The organism is Chryseobacterium sp. SN22, assembly GCF_008329705.1.
Lineage (GTDB): Bacteria > Bacteroidota > Bacteroidia > Flavobacteriales > Weeksellaceae > Chryseobacterium.
The window spans coordinates 45,940-58,393 of record NZ_VTSX01000018.1 but is presented as its reverse complement, the minus strand read 5'-3'; the positions used below and the strand labels follow the sequence as shown (position 1 = coordinate 58,393).

Annotated in this window: 11 protein-coding genes and 1 tRNA gene; all 12 read right to left on the bottom strand. The window is 40.0% G+C overall.

Going from position 1 to position 12,454, the window contains the following annotated elements:
- Nucleotides 1–36 precede the first annotated feature (36 nt).
- Nucleotides 37–3,858, bottom strand: coding sequence for a DNA-directed RNA polymerase subunit beta (rpoB, locus tag FY557_RS13360; RefSeq protein ID WP_149247736.1), 3,822 nt, complete (start codon nucleotides 3,856–3,858; stop codon nucleotides 37–39).
- A gap of 568 nt (nucleotides 3,859–4,426) precedes the next feature.
- A complete protein-coding gene (locus tag FY557_RS13355) occupies nucleotides 4,427–4,927 on the bottom strand; it encodes a hypothetical protein (RefSeq protein WP_149247735.1) in 501 nt (166 codons plus the stop codon).
- A 187-nt stretch (nucleotides 4,928–5,114) separates the two neighbouring features.
- The gene (rplL, locus tag FY557_RS13350; protein WP_027380919.1) at nucleotides 5,115–5,483 is read right to left on the bottom strand and encodes a 50S ribosomal protein L7/L12; all 369 of its coding nucleotides are present in this window, start codon (nucleotides 5,481–5,483) and stop codon (nucleotides 5,115–5,117) included.
- Nucleotides 5,484–5,528: 45 nt separating this feature from the next.
- On the bottom strand, nucleotides 5,529–6,116 hold the full coding sequence (rplJ, locus tag FY557_RS13345; protein ID WP_149247734.1) for a 50S ribosomal protein L10: 588 nt from the start codon (nucleotides 6,114–6,116) through the stop codon (nucleotides 5,529–5,531).
- A gap of 17 nt (nucleotides 6,117–6,133) precedes the next feature.
- On the bottom strand, nucleotides 6,134–6,826 hold the full coding sequence (gene rplA / locus FY557_RS13340; RefSeq protein WP_100075647.1) for a 50S ribosomal protein L1: 693 nt from the start codon (nucleotides 6,824–6,826) through the stop codon (nucleotides 6,134–6,136).
- 11 nt (nucleotides 6,827–6,837) lie between these two features.
- A complete protein-coding gene (gene rplK, locus FY557_RS13335; RefSeq protein ID WP_149247733.1) occupies nucleotides 6,838–7,281 on the bottom strand; it encodes a 50S ribosomal protein L11 in 444 nt (147 codons plus the stop codon).
- A 229-nt stretch (nucleotides 7,282–7,510) separates the two neighbouring features.
- Entirely contained in the window at nucleotides 7,511–9,118 is a 1,608-nt protein-coding gene (locus FY557_RS13330; RefSeq protein WP_149247732.1) for a T9SS type A sorting domain-containing protein, read from the bottom strand.
- A 1-nt stretch (nucleotide 9,119) separates the two neighbouring features.
- Nucleotides 9,120–9,869, bottom strand: a complete 750-nt coding sequence (locus FY557_RS13325) for a hypothetical protein (protein WP_149247731.1) — start codon at nucleotides 9,867–9,869, stop codon at nucleotides 9,120–9,122.
- A gap of 375 nt (nucleotides 9,870–10,244) precedes the next feature.
- Entirely contained in the window at nucleotides 10,245–10,787 is a 543-nt protein-coding gene (nusG, locus tag FY557_RS13320; RefSeq protein ID WP_047435411.1) for a transcription termination/antitermination protein NusG, read from the bottom strand.
- Between the two features lie 21 nt (nucleotides 10,788–10,808).
- Nucleotides 10,809–11,015, bottom strand: a complete 207-nt coding sequence (gene secE / locus FY557_RS13315) for a preprotein translocase subunit SecE (RefSeq protein ID WP_146944460.1) — start codon at nucleotides 11,013–11,015, stop codon at nucleotides 10,809–10,811.
- A gap of 12 nt (nucleotides 11,016–11,027) precedes the next feature.
- Nucleotides 11,028–11,098, bottom strand: a tRNA-Trp gene (locus FY557_RS13310).
- 60 nt (nucleotides 11,099–11,158) lie between these two features.
- Complete coding sequence (gene tuf, locus FY557_RS13305) at nucleotides 11,159–12,364, bottom strand: elongation factor Tu (protein ID WP_149247730.1); 1,206 nt, start codon at nucleotides 12,362–12,364, stop codon at nucleotides 11,159–11,161.
- Between the last annotated feature and the right edge of the window lie 90 nt (nucleotides 12,365–12,454).

Here is a 12,454-nt window from a genome sequence, read left to right as displayed (position 1 = left end):
TGTTGCCACCCGGTATTGATAATTTAAAATTTAAAATTATTCCTCTAGTCTTACGTCTAATCCAAGACCTTGTAACTCGTGAAGCAATACGTTGAATGATTCAGGGATACCCGGTTCAGGCATCGATTCACCTTTTGCAATCGCTTCGTAAGTTTTCGCTCTACCAATTACGTCATCCGATTTCACCGTCAGGATTTCTCTCAGGATATTGGATGCCCCGAATGCTTCAAGAGCCCAAACCTCCATTTCTCCGAATCTCTGACCTCCGAACTGCGCTTTACCTCCTAACGGCTGCTGCGTAATTAATGAGTAAGGACCGATTGAACGGGCGTGCATCTTGTCGTCAACCATGTGACCCAGTTTCAGCATGTAGATTACCCCTACGGTAGCTGCCTGCGTAAATCTCTCTCCGGTACCTCCGTCATAAAGATACGTGTGACCGAATTTAGGAAGACCTGCTTTCTCAGTGTATTCAGTAATCTGGTCAAGGCTTGCTCCGTCGAAGATCGGCGTGGCAAACTTCAATCCTAATTTCTGACCTGCCCATCCAAGAACGGTTTCATAGATCTGCCCGATGTTCATACGGGAAGGTACCCCAAGCGGGTTCAACACGATGTCTACCGGTGTTCCGTCTTCAAGGAACGGCATATCTTCTTCACGAACGATTCTCGAAACGATCCCTTTGTTACCGTGACGTCCTGCCATTTTATCCCCTACGTTCAGTTTACGTTTCTTAGCGATGTAAACTTTAGCCAGCTTCATGATTCCTGCAGGCAATTCGTCCCCTATGGAGATCGCAAATTTCTCACGGTTTTTAACCCCCTGGATATCGTTGTACTTGATCTTGTAGTTGTGGATCAACTGCTTGATCAGTTCGTTTTTATCAGCATCAACCGTCCAGTCTGAACCGCTAACGTTTACGTAATCTTCAACAGAAGTCAGTAATTTATGAGTAAACTTCACCCCTTTACCGATGATCTCTTCATCCAGGTCATTTTTCACTCCCTGAGAAGTTTTACCGCTAACAAGGGTATTTAATTTTTCAATTAAGGTATTTCTCAGCTCATCAAACTTAGCCTTGTAAGTGTTTTCAATTTCTTCAAGCTTAAGTTTTTCTTCTGTTCTTTTCTTTTTGTCTTTGATGTTTCTGGAGAACAGCTTCTTGTTGATAACAACTCCTCTTAATGAAGAGTCCGCTTTCAAGGAAGCATCTTTCACATCACCGGCTTTATCACCGAAGATCGCTCTCAGAAGTTTTTCTTCCGGAGTCGGATCAGATTCACCTTTCGGCGTAATCTTACCGATCATGATGTCTCCAGGCTTCACTTCAGCCCCGATTCTGATCATACCATTCTCATCAAGATCTTTGGTAGCTTCTTCAGAAACGTTAGGAATATCTGCTGTAAGCTCTTCCATACCTAATTTGGTATCACGAACTTCAAGAGAATATTCATCTACGTGGATGGAAGTAAACCAGTCTTCACGAACTACTTTTTCGTTGATTACGATCGCATCCTCGAAGTTGTACCCTTTCCAAGGCATGAAGGCAACCACCAGGTTTCTACCAAGAGCCAATTCTCCTTTTTCAGTAGCATACCCGTCGCAAAGCACCTGCCCTTTTTCCACCACATCTCCAACTCTTACGTTTGGTCTCAGGGTAATGGTCGTACTCTGGTTGGTTTTTCTGAACTTGGTTAAGTTATATGTTTTCGTAGCAGACTCGAATTGTACCAAATCCTCGTCTTCACTTCTTTCGTATTTAATAACGATTCTGTCAGCATCCACATACTCTACGGTACCGGTACCTTCGGCATTGATCAAAATTCTTGAATCTCTTGCAACTTGTTGCTCAAGCCCTGTACCAACGATCGGAGCCTGCGGCTTCAATAGAGGAACGGCCTGACGCATCATGTTGGATCCCATCAATGCACGGTTCGCATCATCATGCTCCAGGAACGGAATCAATGAAGCGGAAATACCGGAAATCTGGTTTGGTGCTACGTCGATAAGGTCTACCTGGTTAGGCTCCACTACCGGATAATCACCATCCAGTCTTGCAATAATCCTGTCGGTTTCGAATTCCCCGTTGTCGCTCAACTCAACGTTGGCCTGAGCGATTACTTTGGATTCTTCATCTTCAGCATTTAAGTAGATCGGATCTGCCGAAAGCTCGATCTTACCGTTTTCTACTTTTCTGTATGGCGTTTCAATGAAACCAAGTCTGTTGATTTTAGCATAAATCCCTAATGAAGAGATCAAACCGATGTTCGGTCCTTCCGGAGTTTCAATCGGACAAATTCTTCCGTAGTGGGTATGGTGAACGTCACGAACCTCGAAACCTGCTCTTTCTCTTGATAAACCTCCTGGCCCTAGTGCAGACAATCTTCTCTTGTGAGTGATCTCCGACAATGGGTTGGTCTGGTCCATGAACTGGGAAAGCTGGTTGGTTCCGAAGAAGGAATTGATTACGGACGTTAATGTCTTCGCGTTCACAAGATCAAGCGGAGTAAAGATCTCGTTATCTCTAACGTTCATTCTCTCTTTGATGGTTCTTGCAATTCTTGAAAGACCAACCCCGAACTGTCCTGCCAACTGCTCACCAACGGTTTTAATTCTCCTGTTGGATAAGTGGTCGATATCATCAACATCCGTTTTTGAATTGACCAGCTCGATCAAGTGTCTTACAATCGCGATGATATCTTCTTTGGTAAGAACTTCAGTCGTTGTAGGAATATTCAGACTTAATTTTTTGTTCAGTCGGTAACGTCCTACTTCACCTAAGGAATATCTTTGCTCGGAGAAGAATAATTTCTCAATGATCCCTCTTGCGGTTTCCTCATCTGGCGGATCTGCATTTCTTAACTGACGGTAGATATATTCTACCGCTTCTTTTTCAGAGTTGGTAGGGTCTTTCTGTAAGGTATTCTGGATAATAGAGAACTCGTTGCTGTTTTCTTTGTGAATCAAAATAGATTTCACACCGGCATCAAGGATCAGATCCAGATGCTCTTTTTCAAGGATTGTTTCTCTATCAAGGATGATCTCGTTTCTTTCGATAGAAACTACTTCACCCGTATCTTCGTCTACGAAGTCTTCGAACCAGGTGTTTAAGACTCTCGCAGCCAATGTTCTTCCTTCTACTTTTTTAAGGGCCGCTTTAGAAACTTTCACTTCTTCAGCAAGGTCGAAGATCTGAAGGATGTCCTTATCAGATTCATAACCGATGGCTCTTAATAAAGTCGTTAACGGTAATTTTTTCTTACGGTCGATATACGCGTACATTACGCTGTTGATATCGGTTGTAAATTCCATCCAGGATCCTTTGAAAGGAATGATTCTTGAATAGTAAAGTTTGGTTCCGTTGGCGTGGTACGTCTGTCCGAAGAATACACCGGGTGAACGGTGCAACTGCGTAACGATAACCCTTTCAGCACCGTTGATGATGAAAGATCCGCTAGGCGTCATGTAAGGAACCGGGCCTAAATATACATCCTGAACCACCGTCTGGAAATCCTCGTGCTCAGGGTCTGTACAATACAGTTTAAGTCTCGCTTTAAGAGGCACGGAATACGTAAGTCCTCTTTCCACACACTCATCGATTGAATAACGTGGAGAATCTACCAGATAATCCAGGAATTCCAGTACAAATTGGTTTCTGGAATCCGTAATCGGGAAATTTTCCTGAAAAGTCTTGTAAAGACCTTCATCTCTTCTGTCTTCAGGCAGGGTATCAAGCTGGAAAAACTCAGCAAAAGACTCAATCTGGATATCCAGGAAGTCCGGCGTGATGATTTTTCCTTTCGCTGAAGAGAAATTTACTCTCTGATTTCCCCTTGTTGTAGGTGTTGTTTTACTCATAAAACTTTTAAGAAAGGTTAAAAAATATTTTGATTCATTAAAAAATATCAGAAAAGAACACGTAACAAGGTCAAAATGAAAGGTAAAAGTGTTTTGGCGCTCACGAAGAACCTTCAACCCTGTACTTGTTTTTTTTCTAACTGCAACACTGGTATATCTTTTCACAGCGTAATGCAAAATATTTTTATTACTTTTGAGGCAGAATCGCCGTCATATCCATAAACAGGAAATCTCCTTCACAATCATGAAAGAGGTGATATTCAATATTTTAGAGATATGTATACAATTATTCGCGCCAAAAGAGACTGCAAAGATAGAAAAATAAATTGTCTTTCACAAATATAAACGCCTTATTTTCAACAATTTCTTGAAATACCCTATTGTCCGGCAATTCCCGTAAAGACACGGAAAATTCATTTTTTATTATTGCACGAAATTAAATTAAAAATTAAATAATAGTACAACGGTTCTTATTTACGGTCTATCGGGCAACCCAATTTGTTGTTATAGAAGAATACCACATTATCTGTAGCAGCATTCCAGTCTGCAATATGATTGTCTGAACGCATCACGAAACCAGGCATCCACACTGTTTTGCGTGGAAGACTGAATGAGTAGCGGGCCAGTCTGCTGAATCTGTTTTGAAGAAAGATGCGCCGGCATCACCAATGCGATATGTCCCGGTCCGGGTTTTGGGCACATGCAAGGACCAGATAGCCTTCATCTGCCATTTTCTGTGCTTCAAATAAAATATTTTTGTGATCGGATGCCATCCGAAATCTTTTGCCTGGTCAGAAGTCAGCCATTTGAGCTGGGCATTGGCAAGCAATTCCTGCTTATGTTCGGGCGGTCTTAAAATGTAAATTCCGCGGCGTTCGTAGGCGGCTGCGACAAAAGCACTGCAATGGGTTTTTCTTCCGGAGACCGCACCAGGATCATCCGGTTCACCGGTCTGCCAGTTGATATGCCGGCCAGACTGCCATTTGTGCAGGACATCCATCCCAAGATATAAAGATTTCAGCTGTTCGCCGCAGCTTGTTATCCGTACACGGTCCTGCGCGTCATACATGGAAATAAAAAAAGAAGAATAAGCCTGACTTTTTCATAAGACAGTTGATTATAATGTTATATGATCTGCACCCAACTCCCTGCCTGCTTTTAAAACTTAAAACCAACACAAAGCTAAAGCGGTAGATGACTCTATATAAAAAAGCCGTCCCAAAATTGGGACGGCTCTGTATGTATAAAGTAAATGATTACTTCAATTCTACTTCAGCACCAGCTTCTTCTAATTGCTTCTTAAGCGCTTCAGCTTCGTCTTTAGAGATACCAGTTTTGATTGGAGCAGGAGCACCATCTACGATATCTTTAGCTTCTTTAAGACCAGCACCAGTTAAATCTTTTACCAATTTAACGATCGCTAATTTAGAAGCACCTGCAGACTTAAGAATTACGTCGAATTCAGTCTTTTCTTCAGCAGCTTCACCAGCACCTGGACCAGCCATTACTACTGCAGCAGCAGCAGGCTCAATTCCGTACTCATCCTTAAGGATAGCAGCTAATTCGTTTACGTCTTTTACTGTTAAGTTTACTAGCGTTTCAGCTAAATTTTTTAAATCTGACATTGTTGTAATGTTTTTGTTGATTATTGATTATTTTTTGAGTGTAAATTATTCAGCAGCTGGAGCTTCTCCTTCAGCAGCCGGAGTTTCCGGAGTTTCAGTAGCAGGAGCTTCTTCTGCTGCAGGGGCAGCTTCTTCAGCTTTAGCTTCTACTGTCTCAGGCTTGTTTTGAAGAGCAGAAACAACTCTTTGGATTGGAGACTGAAGTAATCCGATGATTTCACCGATCATTTCTTCTCTGGACTTGATGTTTGCCAACATGTCCAGGTTGTTGTCACCAACATAGAAAGTTTCCTGAACAAAAGCAGATTTCAAAGCCGGCTTTTCTTCTTTCTTTCTGAACCCTTGGATTAATTTCGCAGGAGCGTTAGCCGTTTCAGAAATCATCAACGCCGAGTTTCCTTTGAAAGACTGGAACATTTCAGAGTAATCTACTCCTTCCATTTGTTCCATTGCTTTTTGCAAAAGTGTATTCTTTACTACTTTCACCTGAATATTCTGTTTGAAAGCCTGTCTTCTGAAGTCAGAAGATTTAGCAGCGTTCAAACCTTCAAGATCTGCTACATAAACTACTTTTGCATCCTGAAGCAAGTCTTTGATCTCTTGTATTGCTACAACTTTTTGGTCTTTTGTCATTGTCTTAAGGATTAAAATTAGTTAACAGATTTAGTATCAATTGCAATACCCGGGCTCATGGTAGAAGACAAGTAGATTGACTTCACATAAGTTCCTTTCGCAGCAGTCGGTTTCATTTTGATCAGAGTAGAGATCAATTCCTGAGCATTTTCCTTGATTTTGGCAGCATCGAAAGATACTTTACCGATACCAGCATGGATAATACCGTATTTGTCTACTTTGAAATCGATTTTACCAGCCTTTACTTCAGTTACCGCTTTACCGATTTCCATCGTTACAGTTCCTGATTTAGGGTTCGGCATCAAACCTCTTGGTCCTAATACTCTACCTAATGGTCCTAATTTACCCATTACAGCCGGCATGGTAACGATAACGTCAACATCAGTCCAGCCTTCTTTGATTTTTTGCAGGTATTCGTCAAGACCTACATAGTCAGCACCCGCTTCTTTAGCTTCTGCTTCTTTATCTGGAGTTACTAAAGCCAAAACTTTAACATCTTTACCAGTTCCGTGAGGAAGAGATACAACACCTCTTACCATTTGGTTTGCTTTTCTAGGATCTACCCCTAATCTTACAGCGATGTCTACGGAAGCGTCAAACTTTGCAGTGTTTACTTCTTTTACAAGTGCTGAACCTTCTTCAAGGTTATAGATTCTTCCTTTTTCTACTTTGCTTAAAGCTTCTTTTTGCTTTTTTGTCAATTTTGCCATTTCTTTAAGTTTTAAGCGTTAGTTGGTTTAGTTCCTGTTACTCTTAATCCCATAGATCTTGCAGTACCTGCAACCATAGAAATAGCTGAATCCATCGTAAAGCAGTTTAGGTCTCCCATTTTGTCTTCAGCGATTTTTTTCACCTGATCCCAAGATACAGAACCTACTTTGTTTCTGTTCGGTTCTCCGGAACCACCTTTGATCTTAGCCGCATCCATCAACTGGATTGCTGCAGGAGGAGTTTTGATTACGAATTCAAAAGATTTGTCTTCGTATACTGTAATTACTACAGGTAAAACTTGTCCCGGCTTATCTTGCGTTCTTCCGTTAAATTGCTTACAAAACTCCATGATGTTCACACCTGCAGAACCCAATGCTGGACCTACTGGTGGAGAAGGGTTAGCTGCGCCACCTTTCACCTGAAGCTTTACCATTTTAAAGACTTTTTTAGCCATTGTTTGTTTTTTAAATTTGAATAATGAATGAGTTTGGAAGCATTATTATTCAGTAGGTTATCCATTCTCACCTTAAATAATCCTACTTTTCGGACTGCAAAATTATGAATAATTTTTGAAATAGCAAATAGTAACGTATTAAAATTCAGAATAAATAATGGGAGAACAATATGCTGAAAAAAAAATGCCGCATCAGGATGCAGCATTTTTTACTAAAAAGTGTTAAAGATTATTTTTTAATAAATTTCTCTGTAATTGTTTGGGCTTTAGTTTTTATTTCTAACAGATAGATCCCGTTCGGAATCGGCTGAACATCCACTCTTTTTAAGTTTTCGTTGTAATTAATTATTTTTTGTCCGGACATATTATATACCGATACAGAAAGAATATCCTCATCTGTGCGTATATTGATAAAATCTCCTGTCGGATTCGGATAAATTTTAAGGATACTTTGTGAAACGGCAGGTTTTTGATCTTTTGAGATTCTTGGATCTGCCGCTTTACTATTTGACATTTTATCATTGGTCATAATATTATCAGTATAGATGTAAAAATAATTATTATCGATCTTCGTGTCAGGCATAATCAAACAATACCCGTTTCCTTCTACTTTTACGCCATTCCAGGAAGAGTTATTGGCTGAGCTGACCTCTGCTCCTTCAATAATAAAGTTGCTTCCGCTTTTTACGATAACCCTACTCTGCGGAGCCATAATAAGCTTGCAGGTCGTTTTCAGGCTTGCATTGTTGTCAATTCTTACTGTTGAATAATTTCTGAAATTGATGTCCCAGACTTCATTGGAAGTTACATTCAGGTTGGTATTTTTAAATGAATTTTCCGTAAAATACTGTCTTGCGCTGGTAACCGATGCACTTCTGTACATTGTGCCGATATCGTCCCTGCTGAAATAGTCATGATTTCCCTGGGCGTAACTCATGATGTTGGATCCGCAGTCGTGATGATAGAGTCCCAGGTTGTGACCCAACTCGTGTGGAAAACTGGTATAGCCCATTCCGATAAACCATTGTCTGATCACTGACCATGGCTGGCTTCCCCATGTAGGATTGTTTACGACAAAATTTTTCATGGACAGGTATTTATTGAATAGATTTGGCCAAAACTGTCTTAATTTTCGGTCTACCGGTGTATAATAAGGAAATTCCGAAGCAGCCCAGCCTTCACCTGGCGGCAGGGTATAATCCCCGGTTGTCATATAATGGTTGTAAATATCACCGTTGTTGGCAAATACCACATTAATTCCTGAAGGAATCGAGGGATCGCTGTCCAGATACGTGTAGTAATAATCTGAAGATGGCGGATAAAGCGGCATATTTCCTCCTAAGGGACCAAGGTTCGGATCGTAGCCGGTATACAAAAAATCCCATGCCGGATCTGCTTTCCAGATTTTATTCACGACAGCCTGTATTTTCGTATTGCTAAAATTGGTCTGTCCGTCTCCGTCACATCCTGCTGCAGGCTGTCCCAGATTAGCAATTCTGTAATTCATGGCCGCAACAAGATCGTCGATAACCTGTACATGTTCCGGGTTATTCTGCTCAAAGTTACCGGTGCCGTCAGGTTTCGTTAAAAATATAAAATTCAATTTAATATAGATAACTGCATCATTGCTTTGAGGCATATACAAATTATTGTCATAGTTATATGGTGACGAACCGGCACAGTTTGTATTTAAAAGCTTTGGATTATCTTTGATGTGACCGATTTCCTTAGGCTGTACTTCTTTTCCCATCGCACAGGTCGCTATAAAAGGATTATCCTGTGCATGTGTACTGGTAAACGTGCAAACAAATAGTGTAAAGAAAAGTAAATATCTCATCCTATTTTCTTTTTTTCATTGAACTGATCAGTTCATCCTGTTTTTTAAGCCTTTCGTTCATTTCAATCATGTGCAAAGTAAGCTCTTCCACTTTCTTCAATAGCAAAACGTTCATTTCTTTCAGTTCCACACCGTTCTTCAGTACATCATCCGTAGAAGGAACTTCAGGCAAATGCTTATTTTCATCGATGTATGTTTTAATATCCTCTAAAGACCTTAGTTGGTAATCTTTATCGAAAACATAATCTGCCCAGCCATTTGCTGATGCAATGTCTACTTTTATCTTTTCGGTTTTTATTCCGTCTTTTACGAACAATCTGTAAGAATTACAATCTGAGCATGAAGTAAGCCCTGTGTTGTTCCATGTAACACCCATTAATATTTTACCGTTTTCTCTTGCAGAAAAAATAGGATATTGCCAATTTGCCGAAGAAACCGTTAAAAGCCCGATATCATTAGGCTGGGCATACACGCTTTTGATCCATACAACGTCGGTTCCGCCGTTGCGGTTTTGCGTGTCATCAATAATATCGATACCGTCTCCATCAACCGTATGAGGTTTGAAAAACATAGCCCCCTGGGCAATCTTAAAACGTTCGACATTGTTGGTTTTAAAAACAAGATCTTTATTATCTGTGGTGCCGATAAAGTTTGAGGGAGGATTCGTTCCTGAATTTCCGTTTAAAGACCATTGTGCCTTTACAGAAAAGGCTGCGCACGAAATAAGTGCAAGTAAAATCGCTCTGTACATAAAATTTGAATTATGGTTATATTTTGTTTATTTAAATATACATAAAACAATTCAAACTTATGTGATTTTTTTTCGTCAAATTAAATATTTTATAATTTAAGTAGGTTTGATACAGAATTCGGATTAAAATGTCGGAAGCGGAAGCCTGATACAGGAAATTCCTTAGATTAACAAAACGTTCTGCCTATTAAAAATTTACAATTTCCTATAAATCTTTCAGGATCATAATTGGAAATGTTATACAAATAAAATTAACGGTAGAAATTAACTGGTTTATTTATTTACTCAGCATCTGGTATCTGAAGTAATTTCCCATGTTCTACAAACAAAAAAACCGTTCAAATAATGAACGGTTTTTATTTATAATGAAAAGTATTATACTTTTTCAACCTGCATATAACTAAGTTCCATTGGTGTCTTTCTGCCGAAGATCAGAACGGAAACTTCAATTTTCTTTTTATCTTCAAGAATTTTTTCTACTGTTCCGTTGAATCCGTTGAATGGTCCGTCAATTACTTTAACGTTTTCACCCACGATATAAGGGATTTCAACATCGCTTGCAAATTCTGAAAGTTCATCCATTCTTCCAAGCATTCTGTTAACCTCCGATTTTCTCATCGGAACAGGGTCTCCTCCTTTGGTTAAGCTTAAGAAAGAAATAACGCCGGGAATGTTTTTGATAACGTGTGGAATTTCCCCCATCAAATCAGCTTCAATCATTAAGTATCCAGGATAGTAAGGTCTTTCTTTAGGAACTTTTTTACCGTTTCTGATCTGAATTACCTTTTCCATAGGAATCACTACCTGAGTAACGTACTGTTCAAACCCCAAACGTTTGATCTCCGTTTCAATGTAGTTCTTCACTTTATTTTCCTGTCCGCTGATTGCTTTCAGCACATACCATTTCAATTCGCTCATTTTGGGAAAATACTTTTATTATTAATTGAACACGTTGATGAGCATTCCTATGATGTTGCTGATTGCTTTGGAAAACAATTCATCAACCCCGAAAGTAAATAACGCCAGAATCACGGTGGCTACAGTTACTACGATCGTAGAAGACTGCAGGTCCGACCATTTCGGCCATTCCACTTTGTGTCTGAATTCGTTATAAGAACCTTTTAAAAAATCGACAAATGAACTCATAATTGTATTTTGCACGGGCACAAGGATTCGAACCCTGATCAACGGTTTTGGAGACCGGTATCCTACCATTGGACGATGCCCGTAGTTTAAAAAGCTCCGTAAAGAAGTTCCTTACGGAAGCTTTTTATTATTTTAATAGATGATTAGTCTAAGATTTCAGTTACCTGACCTGAACCAACTGTTCTACCACCTTCTCTGATCGCGAATCTAAGACCCTCGTTAAGAGCGATTGGCTGTAACAATTCTACAGTGATCTCCAAGTTATCACCTGGCATTACCATTTCTACACCTTCTGGCAAGAAGATCTCACCTGTAACGTCAGTAGTTCTTACGTAGAACTGAGGACGGTATTTGTTGTGGAATGGAGTGTGACGTCCACCTTCTTCTTTAGAAAGGATATAAACAGATGCTTTGAATTTTTTGTGTGGCTTCACAGAGTCTTTCTTAGCGATTACCATACCTCTCTTGATGTCGGTTTTTTCAATACCTCTCAACAATAGACCTACGTTATCACCAGCTTCACCTCTGTCTAGGATTTTTCTGAACATCTCAACCCCTGTAATTGTAGAAGTTAATTTTTCATCACCCATACCTACGATATCTACAGGATCACCAGTGTTGATGATACCAGCCTCGATTCTACCAGTTGCTACAGTACCTCTACCAGTAATAGAGAATACGTCTTCGATTGGCATCAAGAATGGCTTATCTGTATCTCTTGTCGGCTCTTCGATCCACTCGTCAACAGCATCCATCAATTCTTCTACAGACTTGAACCACTTGTCATCAGAATTACCTTCTGTAGCAGCAGTAAGAGCCCCAAGAGCAGAACCTTGGATTACTGGAGAATTATCTCCGTCGAATTCATAAGTAGATAATAAGTCTCTAAGCTCCATTTCAACAAGCTCTAATAACTCAGCATCATCCACCATGTCAACTTTATTCATGAAAACAACAATTCTAGGTACGTTTACCTGACGGCAAAGTAGGATGTGTTCTCTTGTCTGAGGCATTGGTCCGTCAGTCGCAGCACATACCACGATCGCTCCGTCCATCTGAGCAGCACCTGTTACCATGTTCTTTACGTAATCCGCGTGACCTGGACAGTCAACGTGAGCATAGTGTCTTTTTTCAGTTTCGTATTCGATGTGAGCGGTATTGATAGTAATACCTCTTTCTTTTTCTTCTGGAGCAGAGTCAATTGCAGAGAAGTCTTTTTTCTCAGCAAGACCTTTGCTAGCTAATACAGCAGAAATAGCAGCTGTAAGAGTAGTTTTACCATGGTCAACGTGACCAATAGTACCAATGTTCAAGTGTGGTTTGTTACGATTAAACGTTTCCTTTGCCATGATTTATGAATTATTTATTTATTGTTTTCAAATTTTCGGTGTGCAAATATAATGAATTTTTAAATACCAAAAACTTTTTATCCAAAAAAG